Below are 18,186 nucleotides of genomic sequence, written 5' to 3'. Positions count from 1 at the left end.
GGCCAACCGCCTCGTCGGCATCCTCCACGGCTGCCTCAAGACCACAACCACATACGACGAGAGCACCGCTTGGCCCGAGGTCACGACCGCGGCGGCTTGACCCGAGGAACCATGGGATGTCTGAGCCGGCCGCCGGGCCCGAAATCGGGTGCGGGCCCGGCCCCCGTGCTGGTGCACTCCACCGCATGCGCGAGCTGACGGTGACCTCGGGCGACGTGCCGCTGCACGTCGTCGACCCCGGCGGCACCGGGACCGCCGTCGTCCTGCTGCACGGCGGCGCCCGGACGTCGGAGGACTGGGAGGTCGCGGCCGACCGCCTGGTCGCCCTCGGCCACCGGCCGGTCGCGATCGACCTGCGTGGGCACGGGCGCACGCCGGTCGCGCCGTGGACCTGGGACGCCGTGGTCGCCGACGTCGAGGCGGTCGTCGGTGAGCTGCGGCTCGAGCGGCCGGCGGTGGTCGGGCACTCCCTGGGCGGGATCGTCGCGGCGCTGTGGGCGACCGGGCACCCCGAGTGCCCGCTGGCGGTGAACCTCGACGGGCACGGCAACCCCACCCACCGCGACCAGTACGCCGGCCTCGCGCCGGACGACCCGTCGGTCGACGCCCTGGTCACCTGGCTGGCCGAGGCCGCGACCCTGCTGCTCGGCGAGCACATGGCCGACGTCATGCGGGCCATCGACGAGCTCGACGTGCTCGCCGTGTACCGGCGGGCGCGCTGCCCGCTGCTGCTCACCCGGGCCGGCGAGTCGATGGCCGAGCTCGTGCCCGCCGAGGCGCAGCCGGCCTGGGTCGCCTACGAGCGGTGGACCGACCAGCAGCTGGCGGCCCTCGCGGCCGAGCTGCCCGAGGTGGACGTCGTCATCACCCCCACCGGCCACTTCGCGCACGTCGAGGCGCCCGAGCTGCTCGTGAACCTGGTCCACGAGCGGCTCGAACTCGTCTCGTGATGGAACGGCCCCACGGCAGGGTCCCCCGCCGAGCCTGCGAGGCGCGGGGGGCAGCGGGCCCTGCTAGTCCAGGTCGGCCTGCCAGAGGTCCGGGCCGAAGACCTCGTACTGGATGTCGGCCGCCGGCACGCCCCGGTCGAGCAGGACGCTCCGGATGCCCCGCATGAACGGCAGCGGCCCGCACAGGTAGTAGAAGGCGCCCTCGGGCAGCTCGACGTCGTCGAGGTCCATGATCCCGGCGTGCCGGCCGTCGACCGGCAGGTCGCCGTGCGCACCGTGCTCGTACCAGACGTGCAACCGGGCGTTGGGCAGCTTCGCGACGTCGCCGGCGATCTGGTCCCGCAGCGCGAAGGACCCCTCGTGCAGGTCGGCGTGCAGCAGGGTGATCGGCAGGTGCGAGCCGGCCTTCGTCAGGTGCGAGAGCATGCCGGCCATCGGGGTGACGCCGATGCCGGCGCTGGCGAAGACGACCGGCCGGCCGGAGTCGTCGAGGACGACGTCGCCGTAGGGCAGCGACATGGTGAGCCGGTCGCCGACGTCGACCCGGTCGTGCAGGTGGTTGCTCACCTCGCCGTCCGGCTTGCCCCCGCCGGTGACCCGCTTGACCGCGAACGACCGGTGCTCGCCGTCGTCGGCCTGGGTCAGGCTGTACTGCCGCGGCTGGCGGACGCCGTCGGGCACGGGCACCTGCACGGTGACGTACTGCCCGGGCAGCGACGTCTTGACCAGCCGGTCGTCGACCCGGCGCACGGTGAAGGTGACGACGTCATCGGTCTCCCGGCGCTTCTCCACGACCTCCCACTCCCGCCAGACCGTCTCGGGCCGGACGCCGCGGGCGCTGTAGAGGCCACGCTCCTGGTTGATCAGGGCGCGCGCCATGAGCCAGTAGACCTCGTCCCAGGCGGCGACCACCTCGGGTGTGACGGCGTCGCCGAGGACGTCGGCGATCGCCCAGAACAGGTTGTCCCGCACGACCTGGTACTGCGCCGGGGTGATGCCCAGCGAGGCGTGCTTGTGCGCGATCCGGCTGAGCAGGTGCTCGGGCAGGTGGTCGGGGTGGCTGACCAGGGCGCTGGCGAAGAGGGCGACCGAGCCGGCCAGCGCCTGCTGCTGGGTGCCCTCGGCCTGGTTGCCGCGGTTGAACGTGCCGTCGAGCAGCTCGGGGTGCTCGCCGAACAGGTGCTGGTAGAACCGCTCGGCGATCTTGCCGATGTTCTCGCCGACGACGGGCAGGGTGGCCTCGATGACGGGCCGGGACTTCTCGGTGAGCATCTCTCCCCCTGGTGCGGTCTGCGATGGGCCCCCGTGCTCCGCCCCTGCCCGCTCGGGGCCCGGCCTACCCATCGACCCCGGGTGCCAGGATGCTGGGCGTGACGACGGCGACGGGTGCGCTGGAGGAGTTCGAGGCAGCCCGCGGCCGGCTCTTCGGCATCGCCTACCGGATGCTCGGTTCGGTCGCCGACGCGGAGGACGTGCTCCAGGACGCCTGGCTGCGCTGGCAGGGCGTCGACCGGGGGCGGGTGACCGACCCGGCCGCCTTCCTGGCGCGCACGGTCACCAACCTCAGCCTGAACGCGCTCACCTCGGCCCGCGCGCGCCGGGAGGTGTACGTCGGGCCGTGGCTGCCGGAGCCGGTGGTCACCGCCGACGGCGCGCTCGGCCCGCTGGAGGACGCCGTCCAGCGCGAGTGCGTCTCGTTCGCCCTGCTCGCCGTCCTGGAGCGGCTGCCGCCGGCCGAGCGGGCGGCGTACGTGCTCCGCGAGGCGTTCGCCTACAGCCCCCGGGAGGTCGCCGAGCTGATCGGCGTCTCCGAGGCCAACGCGCGGCAGCTGCACTCGCGGGCGCGCAGGCACGTGGCCGCCGAGCAGACCCGCGAGGTCGAGGCCGAGCGCTGGCAGGAGCTGGTCCTCCGGTTCCTGGCGGCGGCGCGGGACGGCGACGTGGCCGGCCTCGAGGCGCTGCTGGCCGACGACGTGGTGGCGCGCAGCGACGGCGGCGGCGTGGTGAACGCCGCCCGCATGCCGGTGACCGGCCGCGACAAGGTGGCGCGCTACCTGGCCGGGATCTTCGCCAGGTTCACCGCCGGGCTCACCGGGGCCTTCGCCGAGGTCAACGGGGCGCCGGCGGTCGTCTCGTTCCGGGACGGGGCGCTGCAGAGCGTCCTGGTGGTGAGCACCGACGGCGAACGCATCACCGGCCTGGACTTCGTGCTCAACCCGGTCAAGCTCGCCTTCGCCGACGGGCAACTGTCACGGATCGGAGGGCTGCGTGGTCTGAGCGGGTGAGGAAGGGAGACCCCGCCATGACGACCACGTTGGTCACCGGAGCCACCGGCACGCTCGGCGTGCCCACCGTCGCCCGCCTGCGCGCCGCGGGCCACGACGTCCGAGCCCTCAGCCGGCGCAGCGGACCCGGCCTCGTCACCGGGGACCTGGTGTCCGGTGACGGCCTCGACGCGGCGCTGGACGGCGTCGACGTCGTCCTGCACCTGTCCCACAGCCCGCGCACGAAGGGCGGTGACACCGCCCAGGCGCGGACGCTGCTGGCGGCCTCGGCGCGCGCCGGGGTGCGGCACCTGGTGTACGTGTCGATCGTCGGCGTCGACGCCATCCCGCTGGCCTACTACCGGGCCAAGTGGGAGGTCGAGCGCATGGTCGAGCAGTCGGGGCTGCCGTCCACGATCCTGCGGGCCACCCAGTTCCACCCGTTCGTGACCTCGATGTTCACCGCTCAGCGCCGGCTGCCGCTGCTGGTGGTGCCGACGATCGACCTGCAGCCGATCGACGTCGGGGAGGTGGCCGACCGGCTGGTCGAGCTGGCGTCGGGGGCACCGGCGGGCCGGGTGGCCGACATCGGCGGGCCGGAGCAGCGCTCGCTGCCCTCGCTGGCGCGCGCCTGGGCGCGGTCGGCCGGCGTGCGGCGGCCGGTGGTGCCGCTGTCGCTGCCCGGCAAGCTGTTCGCCGCCTACCGGTCGGGCGCGGCGATGGTGCCCGGTCCGGCGTACGGGCGGGTGTCCTACGAGCAGTGGCTGGCCGGGCGGGCGGAGGCCCTGCGGTGAGCGGGCTGCTGCGGCCGGGGCTGGTGCTGCTGGCCGCGGTCGAGTGGGTGCTCGGGCTGTGGACGGCGTTCGCCCCGCGCAGCTTCTACGACGACGTGCCGACCGTGGACCTCACGCCGCCGTTCAGCGAGCACCTCATGCGCGACTTCGGCGGCGCCACGCTGGGACTGGCGATCGTGCTCACCGCGGCCGCCGTCTGGACGGAGCGGCGGCTCGTGGTGACGGCGCTGCTGGCGTACCTGGCGTTCGCGGTGCCGCACCTCGTGTTCCACGTGACACATCTGCACGGGGCGACGGAGCTCGAGGCGTCGGTGCTGGTGCTGCTGCTGATCGGCTCGGTCGCGCTGCCGCTGGCCCTGCTGGCGGCGGCGCTGCTCGCACCGAGGACGCTCCCGCGGGAACGCGACGACGTCCTCGTCTGAGTCGTCGGTGTGCGCCGGGTGCCCTTTCCCGCCGGGCGAAGGGGCACCGGGCGCATGACGATCATGGACGCCGCCGAGGACTCCGTGGTCTGATCCGGGCGGCGCGACACCGGGGTCGCGCCGTTCGCGAGGAGGCGGCATGGCCGAGGTCCACGGCACGTTCGACGACCGGTTCGCTGGGGTGCGCGACGCGCTCGCCACCCAGCTCGAGGGCGACGAGCTGGGCGCCTCGATCGCCGTCGACGTCGACGGCGAGACCGTCGTCGACATCTGGGGCGGCCACCGCGACGAGGCCCGCACGACGCCGTGGACCCGGGACACGATCGTCAACGTCTGGTCGACGACGAAGACGATCACCGCGCTGGCGGTGCTCACGCTGGTCGAGAAGGGGCAGCTGGACGTGCACGCCCCGGTCGCCGAGTACTGGCCGGAGTTCGGCGCGAACGGCAAGGAAGACGTGCGGGTCCGGCACCTGATGTCGCACACCTCGGGCGTGGCCGGCTGGGACCCGCCGTTCGAGGCCGCCGACATGTACGACTGGGAGTCCTCGACGGCCCGGCTCGCCGCCCAGGCCCCGTGGTGGGAGCCCGGGACGGCGGCCGGCTACCACGCGCAGAACCAGGGCCACCTGCTCGGCGAGGTGCTGCGCCGCGTCGACGGCCGGTCGCTCAAGCAGTACGTCGCCGAGGAGCTGGCCGCGCCGTTCGGGGCCGACTTCCAGATCGGGGCGAAGCCCGAGGACGACGACCGGATCGCGCCCGTCGTCCCGCCGCCCCCGCTGCCGATCGACTTCACCGCGCTCGACCCGCAGAGCGCGGTCTTCCGCTGCTTCACCGGGCCGGTCGCCGACGCCGCCAACGCCAACACCCGCGCCTGGCGCGACGCCGACCTGGGCGCGCTCAACGGGCACAGCAACGCCCGCGGGGTGCTCGACATCATGCGGGTGGTGTCGCTGGGCGGGGAGGCCGGCGGCGTGCGGCTGCTGTCGGAGAAGACGATCGACCTCGTCTTCGACGTCCAGGCCGACGGCGTCGACCTGGTGCTCGGCGTGCCGTTCCGCTACGGCATCGGCTTCGCGCTGTCGCCGTCCGGCGGCGTGCCCTACCTGCCCGACGGGCGGGTCTGCTTCTGGGGTGGCTGGGGCGGCTCGCTGATCGTGATGGACCTCGACCGCCGCGTGACCACCAGCTACATGATGAACCGGATGGCCCCGGGCATCGTCGGCTCGCCGCGGGCGCAGGCCTACCTCGAGGCCGTCTACGCGGCGCTGTGATCTCCCGGACCGGCATCGCCTGCACCACCGGTGGGGACGGCGACGACCTGCTGCTCCTGCTGCACGGCCTCGGCGCGACCGGCGCCGTCTGGGAGCGGCTGCTGCCGCTGGTCCCCGGCCGCTGGGTGGCCCCGGACCTGCGCGGCCACGGTCGCTCGCTCGCCGAGCCGCCGTACGGCTACGCGGTCCACGCCGCGGACATGGCCGAGCTCGCCACGGAGCTGGGCGCGGCACGGGTCACCGTGCTCGCGCACTCCTTCGGCGGGGTGGTCGGTGCGCTGCTCGGCAGCGGCGAGTACGGGGTGGCGGTCGACCGGGTGGTCGCCGTCGGCACGAAGATCGAGTGGACGGCGGAGGAGGAGGCCGGCGCCCGCGCGCTCGCGGGCAGGCCCGGCAAGGTCTTCGCCAGCCGTGAGGAGGCCGCGGCCCGGCACCTGGCCCTGGCCGGGCTGCGCGGGCTGGCCGAGCCGTCGGACGACGTCGCGCTGGCCGGCGTCCGCGAGGTGGAGGGCGGCTGGACCGTCGCGCTGGACAACCGGGCGTTCTCCGCCGTCGGGCCGTCGGTGCCCGGCGTCCTGCGGCGGTGCGCCGCGCCGCTGCGCCTGGCGGCCGGGGACGGCGACGCGATGGTGTCGCTGGAGGCGATGCGCCGGATCGACCCGGAGGCGGAACTCGTCGAGGGCGCCGGCCACAACGCGCACTGGGAGCGCCCCGAGGCGGTGTGGGCCCTGGCCGGCTGGTGACCGCCCTCAGCCGGGTGCGGGGAGCACGCCGAGCTGGGTCAGCATGGTGACCTGGTCGTAGACGACCGCGCCGGAGACGACCCGGCCCTCGGCGTCGTAGTTCAGCAGCTCCCAGTACGGCATGTCGACCCGGCGGCCGGTGGCCGGCATCGGGCCGAGGACCCCGTCGTTCAACCCGCGCCCACGGACTCTCGCCAGGCAGAAGCCGGGGCCTTCCTGGTAGCTGGCGTCCTCGATGCGCATGTCGGAGAAGGCCGCCGTCCACCCGCGTACCCAGTCCTTGAACTCCTCGAGGTTCTTGACCGTCAGCCCCTGAGGCACGTCCTCGTAGGTGACGTCGTCCCGGATGAGCTGGTCCAGGCCGTCGAAGTCCCTGTCGTTGAACAGCTCGTGCTGCCTGCGGTGCTTCTCGCTGAGGCTCATGGGACGCCTCCTCCGGGCGAAGGTCGTGGGGTCCCCATTGACGACCCGACTCCCGGCTCCGACCAGAGCCCTACGGCTCCGGGCCGGGGTCAGCCCTCGTCGACCAGCGTGCGCAGGATCCGCTCGAGGGCGGCGCGGTCCGCGGTCGGCAGCCGGCCGAACAGCTCGCGCGAGTCCGCGGCGCGGGCGGTGTCGACCTCGCCCCTGACCCGCCGGCCGGTGGCGGTGGGCCGGACGACGACGGCCCGCCGGTCCCGCGGGTCGGCGGTGCGCTCGACCAGGCCGCGCTCCTCCAGGCCGTCGACCACCTCGGTCGCCGAGCGCGGCGCGATGTGCAGGGCCTCGGCCAGCTCCGAGAGGCGGGTGCCGTCGCGGCCGGTGACCACGCGCAGCGCCCGCGCCTGGTGGGGCGTGAGGTCCCAGGGCGCCAGGGCGTCGCGCCAGCGGTGCCGCTGCAGCCGGCCGAGGCGCAGCACGAGCTCGCCGAGCACGGCGGGGTCGTCGTCGGCCATGCGGGAAGGGTAGCGCCACCGCTGTGGTTACCACACCATGAGGTAACCTCAGCATCCTTTGGAGGTGGCGCCGTTCTGGACACCGTGAACTCCCCCGGCGGTGGCGGCCGCGGCGGCTCGGGCCGCACCGTCGACCCCGCCGACCGCGCACAGCTCGACCGCTCGCCGGTCTCCCTGCGGCGGATCGCCGCGCTCTTCCGCCCGTACCGCTGGCAGGTCGCCGTCGTCGTGGCCCTGATCGTCGTCTCGTCGGCGGTCGCGCTCGCCTCACCGTTCCTGGTCCGGCTGGTCATCGACGACGCCCTGCCGCACCAGGACGTCGGCCTGCTCGCCACCGCGGTCGCCGGCATGCTCGCCGTCGCCGCGGTGACCTCCGTGCTCGGCGTCGTCCAGACCTGGCTGTCGACCACGGTCGGGCAACGGGTCATGCACGGGCTGCGCACCGCCGTCTTCACGCACCTGCAGCGGCAGTCGCTGGGCTTCTTCACCCGCACCCGCGGCGGCGAGGTGCAGTCGCGGCTCACCAACGACATCGGCGGCATGCAGTCGGTGGTCACGTCGACGGCGACGTCGCTGGCCTCGAACGCCACGACCGTCGTCGGCACCGTCATCGCGATGGTCGCCCTCTCGTGGCGGCTGTCGCTGCTCTCGCTGGTCGTCCTGCCCCCGGCGATCTGGCTGACCCGCAAGGTGGCGCGGATGCGCCGCGCGGTCACCGCCCAGCGCCAGCGCTCGCTCGCCGAGCTGCACGCGCAGGTGGAGGAGGGGCTGTCGATCTCCGGCGTCCTCCTGTCGAAGACCATCGGCGCCGGCCCCGCGCAGTCCCGCCGGTTCACCGAGACCTCCGACGGCCTGGTCGCGCTCGAGGTCCGCTCGCAGCTGGCCGGCCGGTGGCGGATGGCCACGATGAACGTCGTCTTCGCCGGCATCCCGGCGCTGATCTACCTGGCCGCGGGGCTGCCGGCGACCTCCGGCGGCATGACCATCGGCACGCTGGTCGCCTTCACCACGCTGCAGGCCGCGCTGTTCCGCCCGCTGATGGGGCTGCTCGACGTGGGCGTCTCGGTGACCAGCTCGATGGCGCTGTTCAGCCGCGTGTTCGAGTACCTCGACCTGCCCGTCGACATCGCCGACCCGGAGTCCCCCGTGCCGCTGGACCCGACCGCCGTGCGCGGCGAGGTGCGGTTCGACGGCGTCTCGTTCACCTACCCCGACGCGCACCGGGCGGCGCTGGCCGACGTCGACGTGCGCGTGCCCGCCGGGTCGACCCTGGCGCTGGTGGGGCAGACCGGCTCGGGCAAGAGCACGCTGGCCTCGCTGGTCTCCCGGCTGGCCGACCCGACCTCCGGCCGGGTGCTGATCGACGGCGTCGACGTCCGCGACCTGCCGCTGGCCACCCTCGCCCGCATCGTCGGCGTCGTCTCGCAGGAGACCTACCTGCTGCACGCGACGGTGCGCGAGAACCTGCGGCACGCCAAGCCCGACGCCACGGACGCCGAGATCGAGGACGCCGCCCGCCGTGCGCAGGTGCACGACGTGATCGCCGCGCTGCCCGACGGCTACGACACCGTCGTCGGCGCCCGCGGGCACCGGTTCTCCGGCGGGGAGAAGCAGCGGCTGGCCATCGCCCGCACGCTGCTGCGCGACCCCCGCGTGCTGGTGCTCGACGAGGCCACCAGCGCGCTGGACAACAGCACGGAGCGGGCGGTGCAGGCCGCGCTCGACGAGGCCAGCCGCGGCCGGACGACGCTCACCATCGCCCACCGGCTCTCGACCGTGCGCGACGCCGACCGGATCGTCGTCCTGGACGGCGGCCGGGTCGCCGAGCAGGGCACGCACGAGGAGCTGCTCGCCCGCGGCGGGCGCTACGCCGAGCTGGTCGGCGCCGCCTCCCGCGTGGTGGTGCTGGCCGCCTGACGACGGGACCTCCGGCGTCGACATCGGCGATCTCGCACGGTTTCGGCCCCCAAGACGTGCGAGATCGCCGATCTCGCCGGACCTCAGCTCTCCAGCAGACCGGCCTCGTGCGCGAGGATCGCCGCCTGCGTGCGATTGGTGAGGTCCAGCTTGGTGAGCAGCCGCGACACGTAGGTCTTCACGGTGGCCTCGCTGACGTAGAGCTTGCGGGCCAGCTCCGCGTTGGAGTCGCCGCTGCCCAGCAGCTGCAGCACCTCGCGCTCGCGGTCGGAGAGGTCGGCGATCCGCCGCAACGCCTCGGCCTTGCGCGGGGCGGCGCGGCGGTCGACGTAGGACTCGATCAGCGCCGCGGTCACCTTGGGCGAGAGCGTCGCCGTCCCGTCGGCGACGGCGCGGACGGCGGCGGCGATCTCCCGCGGCGGGGTGTCCTTGAGCAGGAACCCGGCCGCGCCGGCGGCCAGCGCCGCGTACACGTACTCGTCGACGTGGAAGGTCGTGAGGACGGCGACCTGCGGCGGGTCCGGGAGGGCCAGGATCTGCTTGGTCGCCGCCAGCCCGTCCATGCCCGGCATGCGGATGTCGGTGAGGACGACGTCGGGCCGCAGCTCGCGGGCGGCGGCCACCCCCGCGGCGCCGTCCCCCGCCTCGCCCACGACCTCGAAGTCGCCGGCCGCCTCGAGCACCGTGCGCAGCCCGAAGCGCACCAGCTCCTCGTCGTCCACCAGGAGCACGCGGATGGTCACGTCGGCAGCACCGCCTCCACGCAGAAGCCGCCGTCCAGCCTCGGTTCGGCGGTCAGCCGGCCGCCCAGGGTGCGCACGCGCTCACCCAACCCCACCAGGCCGTAGCCGCCGCTGGGCGCCCCGTCGGCCGGTGCCGTGGCCGGCCCGTTGACCACGCGGATCGCCAGCGCGCCGGCGCCCCGGTCGACGGTCACCGTGACCGGCGCCCCCGGGGCGTGCTTGCCGGCGTTGGTCAGCGCCTCCTGCACGATCCGGTAGGCGGCCCGGCTCACCACCGGGTCGACCGGCTCCGGCGGCGGACCGCTCAGCTCGACCGGCACACCGGCCTCCCGCGCCTCGTCGACCAGCCGCGGCAGGTCCGCCAGGCCCGGCTGCGGACCGAGCGGCGCCGCCTCGTCGACCTCGCCCGCCCGCAGCACCCCGACCATCTGGCGCAGCTCGTCGAGCGCCTGCCGGCCGGCGGCCTGCACCTGCCCGGCCAGCTGCTCGACCCGGTCGCGGTCGCCGGCGGCCATCTCGATCGCGCCGGCCTGCAGCACCATGAGGCTCACCCGGTGGCCGACGGCGTCGTGCATCTCCCGGGCGATGCGGGTCCGCTCGGTGAGGACGGCGTCGCGGGCCATGAGCTCCCGCTCGGCCTCGGCGCGGTCCGCCCGCTCGCGCAGGGCCTCGAGGAGCAGGGCCCGGGTGCGCTGCCAGATGCCGAGCGCCGCGGGCAGCACGATCGCCAGCGCCGTCCCGCCGATGGCCCCCACGGCCTCGTTCGCCGTCCCGATCGTCCAGGGCTGGATGAGCGAGATCGCGCCCACGACGCCGGCGCCGATCCGCAGCGGCCACCGACCCTCGTACCGGCCGACGGCGTACGCGGTGAGGGTCATCCCGAGTGACAGCGGCGGCAGGACGACGGCGAGCACAGCACTCGCCGCGAACGGCACGAGCGGCGCCGACCGGCGGAACAGGAACAGGGTCACCGTGGACAGCAGCCCGAGGACGAGCAGCGGCCCGTCGGGCAGCAGCTGCTCGGTCTCCGGGCTCGCGGCGCCGATGGCCACGGTGGCCGTGCTGAGCAGCGCGAGGGCGCCCTCGAACCAGATGCTGCGCGTGGACAGACCCGGCCAGAAGCGCGCCCGGATCCTCATGCGACGGAGCGTAGGTCGGCGCGGGCGCCCCGCGGATCGCCCGGGAGTGGATCACCGGCATCAACTTTCGGATGACCGGATCGGACCGTAGGTGGACCCGGATCTCGCACCGTCGGCCGACGCGGCGACCCCGTCGTCCCCGGCAGATTTCTCGTCGGCAGAACGACGAACCCCCACGGAGGATCCGATGATCACGGTCAGCGGCCTGACCAAGCAGTACGGCACCCGGACCGTCGTCGACGACGTGTCCTTCGCCCTGGAGCCCGGCACGGTGACCGGCTTCCTCGGCCCGAACGGCGCCGGCAAGACCACGACGATGCGGATGATGACCGGCCTGGTGCCGGCGACGGCCGGGACGGCGCTGGTCGACGGCAAGCCCTATCCCGACCTGCCCAACCCCGGGGCCGTCATGGGCACGCTGCTCGACGCCTCCGCCGTCCACCCCGGCCGGTCGGGCCGGACGCACCTGCGGCTGCTGGCCGACACCATCGGCGTCCCGGGGACGCGGGTGGACGAGGTGCTGGAGCTCGTCGGCCTGGAGGATGCCGCCCGCCGGCGCGTGGGCGGTTACTCCCTGGGCATGCGGCAGCGGCTCGGCATCGCCGGCGCCCTGCTGGCCGACCCGCCGGTGCTCATGTTCGACGAACCGGCCAACGGCCTGGACCCCGAGGGCATCCGCTGGATGCGCGACCTGCTGCGCGGCCACGCCGCGCGCGGCGGCACGGTGCTGCTGTCCTCGCACCTGCTCGGCGAGGTCGAGCACACCGTCGACCGGCTGCTGGTCATCGGCTCCGGCCGGATCGTCGCCGACGGGCCGGTGGCGGCGCTGCTCGGCTCGGAGGGGACGTCGGTGCGTGCCGTCGACGCCGCCGCGCTCGCCCGCGCGCTGCGGGCCGCCGGCTTCGAGGTCCAGGACGGCGGCGACGGCGCCCTGGTGCTGCCCGGCGCCGAGCCGGTCGCCGTCGGCCACGTGGCCGCGACCGCCGGCATCGCGCTGACCGACCTGCGGCCGCTCGAGCGCGGCCTCGAGGACCTGTTCTTCCAGCTCACGGCGGCGGCGTCATGACGACCCCGCCCGCCGACCACCCGCCCTTCGTCCCCGTCCAGGAGGAACCCGACATGACCGCCACCGTCGAGCGCCGCGCCGCCGTCGCTCCCACCCCCGCCCGTCCGCCCGTGCGCCGGACCGGTCCGTCGCTGCCGAAGCTGGTCGGCATCGAGATGCACAAGTCGCTGTCCACCCGCTCGGGCAAGTCGCTGGCCGTGGCCGCGACGCTGCTCGGTCCGGCCGCCGTCGCCCTGATCGCAACCGCCAGCTCCGAGGAACTCGGCTCGGTGACCGGCCCGATCTCGGTGATGGGCCTGCTCACCGGCTACCTGCTGATCGCCCTCGGCGTGCTGTCGACGGCGGGGGAGTGGAGCCACAAGACGGTGCAGACGACGTACCTGCTGGTGCCGCACCGCGGCCGGGTGCTGGCCGCCAAGGCCGCCGCGGTCGGGCTGCTCGGCGCGGTCTTCGCCGCGGTGTCGACGGCGCTGGTCGCCGGCGTCCTGGCCGTGACGGAGAGCGGCGTCGAGTGGGACGGGGCCGGCCGCGCCATGGGCGTCGCGGTGGCCGCGGGTGCGGCGTTCGCGGTCACCGGTGCCGGTGCGGGTGCCGCCTTCGCCAACACCCCGGCGGGGCTGACCTCGATGTACCTGGCGCTGCTGGGCGTCATCCCGATCCTGTCGAACTTCAAGCCGGAGATCGCGGAGAAGATCGACCCGGCGAACTCGGTGCTCAACCTGGCGCAGGGGATCGAGCAGACGCAGTCGATCGCGATCATCGCCGGCTGGGTCGTCGTCCCCGCGGTGGCCGGCTGGATCCTCACCCACCGCCGAGCCGTCCAGTGACCCCCTGACCCACCACACGCTGAGGGCCCTCTCGATCCGGTCGAGAGGGCCCTCGGCGTGTGCTCATCCTGCCGGCCGGGCGGGGAGCAGGTTCTCCTGGTGGTCGAGCTCGCGCTCGAGCACCCGCAGACCGGCGTCGGGCAGCCGGCCGCTGTCGCGCAGCCGCAGCAGCTCCTCCCGCTCGGCCTCCAGCACCGACCGCGAGATCCGCACCGCCGCCTCGTACTGCGGGTTGTGCGGGATGTCCTCGTCCGCGTTCTCCAGCACGTCCAGCCGCCGCTGGTAGCGCGACAGCCGCGTCTCGAGGGTCGAGCGGAGCGAGTTGATCGCGCGGTCCTCCACGTCGTCGTGCCGCTCGTGGTCGAGCTCGTCGAGCCGCCGGAGCCCCGCCTCCACCGCCGCGATCCGCCCGCGGTTGCGCAGCCGCGCCTGGTCGGCCGCGTCGGCCCGCAGCCCGAGCCGGCGCACCAGCGGCGCGAACGTCACCCCCTGCCCGACCAGCGTCACCAGGACGACGAGCAGCGCGCAGAACTGCAGCAGCTCGCGGTCGGGGAACGGCTCGCCGGCGTCGGTCAGCCGCGGCAGCGTGAAGATCGCCGCCAGGCTGATCACCCCGCGCGTCCCCGCCCAGCTCAGCGCCACCAGCTCGCGCCCGGTGAGCCGCTCCTCGGCGTGCCGACGCCGGGCGCCGGGCTGCTCCTCCTCGTCGGAGGCGTCCTCCTCCCCGCCGCCCAGCCGCATGTGCAGCGACCCCGGCAGCACCTGCGCGAGCACCAGCCACACCGGCCGGAGCAGCAGGACGACGCCGACGCTCACCACCGACGCGATCACGATCGTCGACGTCTCGTAGGCCGCCAGCCCCTCCAGCAGCACCGGCAGCTGCTGGCCGATCAGCAGGAACACCAGGCCCTCGAGCAGGAAGTCGACCAGCCGCCACACGGCGTTAGCCTGCAGCCGGCTGACCCCCGACACGAACCGCGAGCTGTCGTGCCCGATCACCAGCCCGGCCACCACCACGGCCAGGACGCCGGAGACGTGCAGCTCCTCGCCCAGCAGGTACGCGGCGAACGGCGTCGCCAGCGAGATCGCCGTCAACGACATCGGGTCGGTCCGCCACCGCCGCAGCCACCGGACGGCGTAGGCGACCACGAGACCGACCACCACCCCGCCCGCCGCCGCGAACAGGAACTGGCCCACCGCACCCCAGGTGGAGAAGCCGTCACCGGTGGCCGCGGCCACCGCCACGGTGAGGATCGTCAGCGCCGTCGCGTCGTTGAGCAGCCCCTCGCCCTGGATCAGCGTGATCAGCCGCGGCGGCAGGCCGACCCGCCGTCCCACCGCGAGCGCCGCCACCGGGTCGGGCGGCGCCACGGCCGCCCCCAGCGCCACCCCGGCGGCGAACGTCGCCCCGGCGACGAACAGGCTGAAGCCCCAGCCCACCACCAGCGCCGTCGCCAGGACCAGCGACACCGAGAGGCTGACGACGGTCCGCAGGTTGCGCCTGATGCCCAGCAGCGAGGAGTCCAGCGCCGCGCTGTAGAGCAGCGGCGGGATGACCAGGGTCAGCACCACGTGGGGATCGAGCTCGACGTTCGGCCCGGGCAGGAACGCGTAGACGATGCCGGCCACCGTCAGCAGGGCGGCCTCGGGCAGTCCGGTCTTCTCCGCCACCCAGTGCAGGACGACGACCACGGCGACCGCGGCCAGGACGAACAGCAGGACGGCCTCGATCTCCACCCACCCATCCTCGCGGGCAGGGCGGTGGGGGGCCTCCGGACGGTCCGGAGGCCCCCGGGACCTGCCGCTCAGTCCTCCGGGTGCCAGTCGTCGGCCTGCCAGCGGTGGAACACCGTGGCGACGGAGTCGCGCGGGGTCTGCCACTTGGCCGGGTCGTACGGGCCCACGTACGGGCTGAGGTCCTGCATGATCTTGGCGAAGGCCGGGCGGTGCGACTCGTGGTTGGCCCGGACCTGGGCGGCCTTGACCGGGTCCTGCTCCAGCAGGTGCACGAAGACGTCCTCCATCGAGTACAGCCAGCGCCCGGTGACGCCCGTCTCGACCGGCAGCGGACCGGCGTCGGAGTCGGCGAAGACCCGCGCGATGTCCTCCTCGGCGCCCGGCTTCATCCGCTGCACGATGACGGTCAGCTCGCGCTCGGCCGGCACGTCGCCGTCGGGCACCCAGCGGTAGAACTCCTTCGCCACCGAGTGCGACGGGTTCTCCCAGTAGCTCGGGTAGGGCGTCACGTACGGGGCGATCTTCTCGGCGATCTGCTGGAACGCCGGCAGCCCGCGGCGCTGGCCCGAGATCGCCGGGTCCTCCTTGCGCTCGATGACGTGGATGTAGAGGTCCTCGTACGACAGCAGGTACCGCCCGATGACGCCGAGGTCCTGGGGTCTGGTGGTCCGGTCGTAGTACGCGAAGACCGGGCCGACCTGGTCCTCGCTGCCGGGCACCATGCGGCACACGATCACGTTGCGGAACGGTCGGAAGGTCATGGCTCCTCCTCGGGGGTGGGGTTGGGTCGGGCAGCGGCGAGGCCGTCGAGCTCCGCCAGGTCGACGGCGTCCAGCTCGAGCGCGGACGCCGCGGTGTTCTCCTCCAGCTGCGCCACCGACGTGGCGCCCGGGATCAGCAGCAGGTTGGGCGAGCGGGCCAGCAGCCAGGCGATGGCCACCTGCTCGCGGGTGGCCGACACCCGCCGCGCGACCGCGTCGAGCACCGCCGACCGGGCCGGCGTCAGCTCGCGGACGCGGAACGTCTGCGTGTACGACAGGCCCTGCATGCTCAGGTAGGCGATGCCGTCCCGCGCCAGCTCGTCGAGCAGGTCGTCGTCCCCGCGGCAGACCAGGTTGTAGTCGTGCTCGACGCACACCACCGGGGCGATGCGGCGGGCCTCGGCAACCTGCGCCGGGGTCACGTGGGTCACCCCCAGGTGCCGGACCAGCCCCTCCTGCTGCAGCTGGGCCAGCGCCTCGAACGGCTCGGCGAGCGAGCGCTCCGCCGCCCGGTGGTCGATCCCCGGCATGCGCAGGGCGGCGACGTCGAGCACGTCGACCCCGAGCCGGTCCAGGTCCTCCTGCACCGCCTGCCGGAGCTCCGCCGCCGTCAGCGCCGGGACCCACCCGCCGTCCGGCGTCCGCCGCGCCCCGACCTTGGTGACGATGACCAGGTCGTCGGGGTAGGGGTGCAGCGCCTCGCGGACCAGCTCGTTCACCACGTGCGGGCCGTAGTGGTCGCTCGTCTCGATGTGCTGCACGCCGAGCTCGACGGCGCGGCGCAGCACGGCCAGGGCGGCCGCCCGGTCGGCCGGCGGGCCGAGCAGCCGGGGCCCGGTCAGCTTCATGCCGCCGAAGCCGAGGCGGTTGACCTCGCGGTCGCCCAGGAGGAACCGCCCGGACAGCTCCGCACCGGGGAGCTGGGCCAGCTCGGACATCGCGCGCCTCCTCAGCCGGCAGGGGTCGGGGTGAACCGGAGCGGCAGCTCGAGCAGGCCGCGGAAGGCCGAGGCGGCGGGCAGCCACTGCAGCTCCTCGACGGGGACGTCGAGCCGCAGGTCGGGCAGGCGGACGAGGACCCGCCGCAGCGCCGTCGTCGCCTCCATGCGGGCCAGCGCGGTGCCCAGGCAGTAGTGGATGCCGTGGCCGAAGGACATGTGCGCCACGTCGCCGCGCGTGACGTCCAGCCGGTCGGGGTCGGCGACCAGGGCCGGGTCGTGGTTGGCCGCGCTGAGCACCACCGTCACGATCGAGCCGGCGGGGACGGGCACGCCGCCGATCTCCATGTCCTCGGTGGCGAACCGGAAGCTCGACACCGGCACCGAGCCGTCGAAGCGCAGCAGCTCCTCGACGGCGTCGGGGATGCGGTCGGGCTCCCGGCGCAGCAGGTCGAGCTGGTCGGGGTTGGTCAGCAGGGCCACGACCGCGTTGCCGAGGAAGTCCGAGGTGGTCTGGTAGCCGGCGAACAGCAGCAGGAAGGCCGTCGACACCAGCTCCGCCTCCGACAGCCGGCCCTGCTCGTCGCGCGCGGCGATCAGCGAGCTGACCAGGTCCGGCCCCGGCTCGCGGCGCTTGGCCGCGACCAGGCCGGTGAAGTAGGCGTGCAGCCGCTGCTGGGCCTCCCCGATCGCCGCCCGGTCCTCCTGCGGGCTGCGCCCGCCGGTGCCCACGGTCCGGATCACCTGGGTGCCGGCCAGGATCTGCTCGTGGTCCTGCCGGGGGATCCCGAGCAGGTCGCCGATGACCGCCAGCGGCAGCCGCAGGGCGAAGTCGTCGACGAAGTCGGTCCGCCCGCGCGGTGCGATCCGGTCGAGCAGGCCCTCGACGATCTCCTCGACCCGGGGGCGCATCGCCTCGATCCGCCGCGGCGTGAACGCCTGGGTCACCAGCCGCCGCAGCCGGCTGTGCTCGGGCTCGTCGGAGTTGAGCATGTTCGTGTTGATCTGCCGGGCCTTCTCGCCGAAGACGGCGAGGTAGGTGTCGCCGGCGCGGTACAGGTCCTTGGACAGCCGCGGGTCCGACAGCGCCGCCCGGGCGTCCTCGTACCGGGTGACCAGGTAGGAGTCGAAGCGCGGCGTCCGCACCTTGACCACCGGGCTGTCGGCGCGCAGCCGGGCGTAGACCGGGTACGGGTCGGCGCGGAACGCGGGTGTGTAGATCTCGGCGCCGGGCACCGGCTCGGTGGCCGGTCGCTCGCTGGTCAGTGACATGGCTCTTCCCTCGGGTCAGGGCGCGAACACCCGCGCCAGGTGCTCCTGCAGGGCCCCCTCCACGACGGGGCGGGTCCGGAACCCGACGTGGCCGTCCGGGCGGACGACGTAGGCGGCCGTGGCGGCGTCGGCGATGCCGTACGCCTCCCGGAACGCGCCCGGATCGCGCAGCACCGGCAGGTCGACCAGCGGCGGGACGGCCGAATCCGTGATCAGGTACGGCCGCACCTGCCCCTGCGTAGCCTGGCGGACGGCGACGGCGAGCTTCTCCAGGTCCGCCACCTCGTCGGGGGGGGGGGGGGGGGGGGGGGGGGGGGGGGGGGGGGGGGGGGGGGGGGGGGGGGGGGGGGGGGGGGGGGGGGGGGGGGGGTCGGGCTCGGCGGCGCGCGGCCCCCCCCCCCCCCCC

Annotated in this window: 19 protein-coding genes; 9 read left to right on the top strand and 10 right to left on the bottom strand. The window is 74.6% G+C overall.

Features of this window, described 5'->3' with window-relative positions; all coding sequences use genetic code 11:
* Window positions 1-185 precede the first annotated feature (185 nt).
* Window positions 186-950: an alpha/beta fold hydrolase gene (locus tag ACI797_RS26985; RefSeq protein ID WP_456863658.1), complete on the top strand. Its 765-nt coding sequence runs from the start codon at window positions 186-188 to the stop codon at window positions 948-950.
* 63 nt (window positions 951-1,013) lie between these two features.
* On the opposite strand, the gene ACI797_RS26980 is transcribed toward ACI797_RS26985, so the two are convergent.
* Window positions 1,014-2,222 (bottom strand): globin domain-containing protein, encoded by a 1,209-nt coding sequence (locus ACI797_RS26980; protein ID WP_456863655.1) that lies wholly within the window; start codon window positions 2,220-2,222, stop codon window positions 1,014-1,016.
* Between the two features lie 98 nt (window positions 2,223-2,320).
* Here ACI797_RS26980 and ACI797_RS26975 point away from each other — a divergent pair, with 98 nt between their 5' ends.
* The 5 genes from ACI797_RS26975 (at window position 2,321) to ACI797_RS26955 (ending at window position 6,446) form a co-directional block, all read left to right on the top strand.
* Window positions 2,321-3,235 carry an RNA polymerase sigma-70 factor gene (locus tag ACI797_RS26975; protein ID WP_456863652.1) on the top strand — a complete coding sequence of 305 codons (915 nt, stop codon included), beginning with the start codon at window positions 2,321-2,323 and terminating at the stop codon, window positions 3,233-3,235.
* 17 nt (window positions 3,236-3,252) lie between these two features.
* The gene (locus ACI797_RS26970; RefSeq protein ID WP_456863649.1) at window positions 3,253-4,008 is read left to right on the top strand and encodes an SDR family oxidoreductase; all 756 of its coding nucleotides are present in this window, start codon (window positions 3,253-3,255) and stop codon (window positions 4,006-4,008) included.
* Window positions 4,005-4,430 (top strand): hypothetical protein, encoded by a 426-nt coding sequence (locus ACI797_RS26965; protein ID WP_456863646.1) that lies wholly within the window; start codon window positions 4,005-4,007, stop codon window positions 4,428-4,430. The genes ACI797_RS26970 and ACI797_RS26965 overlap by 4 nt, the downstream gene beginning before the upstream one ends.
* Window positions 4,431-4,569: 139 nt before the next feature.
* Window positions 4,570-5,703: a serine hydrolase domain-containing protein gene (locus tag ACI797_RS26960; RefSeq protein WP_456863643.1), complete on the top strand. Its 1,134-nt coding sequence runs from the start codon at window positions 4,570-4,572 to the stop codon at window positions 5,701-5,703.
* Window positions 5,700-6,446 carry an alpha/beta fold hydrolase gene (locus tag ACI797_RS26955; RefSeq protein ID WP_456863640.1) on the top strand — a complete coding sequence of 249 codons (747 nt, stop codon included), beginning with the start codon at window positions 5,700-5,702 and terminating at the stop codon, window positions 6,444-6,446. Before ACI797_RS26960 ends, ACI797_RS26955 begins: the two co-directional genes overlap by 4 nt.
* Before the next feature lie 6 nt (window positions 6,447-6,452).
* On the opposite strand, the gene ACI797_RS26950 is transcribed toward ACI797_RS26955, so the two are convergent.
* Entirely contained in the window at window positions 6,453-6,869 is a 417-nt protein-coding gene (locus tag ACI797_RS26950) for an ester cyclase (RefSeq protein WP_456863637.1), read from the bottom strand.
* A gap of 89 nt (window positions 6,870-6,958) precedes the next feature.
* Complete coding sequence (locus ACI797_RS26945) at window positions 6,959-7,381, bottom strand: MarR family winged helix-turn-helix transcriptional regulator (protein WP_456863634.1); 423 nt, start codon at window positions 7,379-7,381, stop codon at window positions 6,959-6,961.
* 84 nt (window positions 7,382-7,465) lie between these two features.
* Here ACI797_RS26945 and ACI797_RS26940 point away from each other — a divergent pair, with 84 nt between their 5' ends.
* Complete coding sequence (locus tag ACI797_RS26940) at window positions 7,466-9,298, top strand: ABC transporter ATP-binding protein (protein WP_456863631.1); 1,833 nt, start codon at window positions 7,466-7,468, stop codon at window positions 9,296-9,298.
* Between the two features lie 83 nt (window positions 9,299-9,381).
* Here the strand turns inward: ACI797_RS26940 and ACI797_RS26935 are convergent, their stop codons facing one another.
* Both ACI797_RS26935 and ACI797_RS26930 read right to left on the bottom strand, forming a co-directional pair.
* Window positions 9,382-10,041: a response regulator transcription factor gene (locus tag ACI797_RS26935; protein ID WP_456541717.1), complete on the bottom strand. Its 660-nt coding sequence runs from the start codon at window positions 10,039-10,041 to the stop codon at window positions 9,382-9,384.
* Window positions 10,038-11,180, bottom strand: a complete 1,143-nt coding sequence (locus ACI797_RS26930; RefSeq protein WP_456863627.1) for a sensor histidine kinase — start codon at window positions 11,178-11,180, stop codon at window positions 10,038-10,040. The genes ACI797_RS26935 and ACI797_RS26930 overlap by 4 nt, the downstream gene beginning before the upstream one ends.
* 187 nt (window positions 11,181-11,367) lie before the next feature.
* On the opposite strand from ACI797_RS26930, the gene ACI797_RS26925 reads away from it, so the two are divergent.
* A complete protein-coding gene (locus ACI797_RS26925) occupies window positions 11,368-12,246 on the top strand; it encodes an ABC transporter ATP-binding protein (protein ID WP_456863624.1) in 879 nt (292 codons plus the stop codon).
* A complete protein-coding gene (locus ACI797_RS26920; protein WP_456863621.1) occupies window positions 12,243-13,073 on the top strand; it encodes a hypothetical protein in 831 nt (276 codons plus the stop codon). Before ACI797_RS26925 ends, ACI797_RS26920 begins: the two co-directional genes overlap by 4 nt.
* Window positions 13,074-13,136: 63 nt before the next feature.
* Here the strand turns inward: ACI797_RS26920 and ACI797_RS26915 are convergent, their stop codons facing one another.
* From ACI797_RS26915 to ACI797_RS26895, 5 genes are all read right to left on the bottom strand, one after another.
* The gene (locus ACI797_RS26915; protein WP_456863618.1) at window positions 13,137-14,810 is read right to left on the bottom strand and encodes a Na+/H+ antiporter; all 1,674 of its coding nucleotides are present in this window, start codon (window positions 14,808-14,810) and stop codon (window positions 13,137-13,139) included.
* Between the two features lie 68 nt (window positions 14,811-14,878).
* Window positions 14,879-15,571 (bottom strand): TcmI family type II polyketide cyclase, encoded by a 693-nt coding sequence (locus ACI797_RS26910; RefSeq protein ID WP_456863616.1) that lies wholly within the window; start codon window positions 15,569-15,571, stop codon window positions 14,879-14,881.
* On the bottom strand, window positions 15,568-16,509 hold the full coding sequence (locus tag ACI797_RS26905; RefSeq protein WP_456863613.1) for an oxidoreductase: 942 nt from the start codon (window positions 16,507-16,509) through the stop codon (window positions 15,568-15,570). The genes ACI797_RS26910 and ACI797_RS26905 overlap by 4 nt, the downstream gene beginning before the upstream one ends.
* Window positions 16,510-16,520: 11 nt before the next feature.
* Window positions 16,521-17,780, bottom strand: a complete 1,260-nt coding sequence (locus tag ACI797_RS26900) for a cytochrome P450 family protein (RefSeq protein ID WP_456863610.1) — start codon at window positions 17,778-17,780, stop codon at window positions 16,521-16,523.
* 15 nt (window positions 17,781-17,795) lie between these two features.
* Entirely contained in the window at window positions 17,796-18,062 is a 267-nt protein-coding gene (locus tag ACI797_RS26895) for a hypothetical protein (RefSeq protein WP_456863607.1), read from the bottom strand.
* Window positions 18,063-18,186 lie beyond the last annotated feature (124 nt).

It is taken from the genome of Geodermatophilus sp. SYSU D00691, assembly GCF_054050275.1.
The sequence above is the reverse complement of the archived record's forward strand: the minus strand, read 5'-3'. Positions and strand labels throughout refer to the sequence as shown.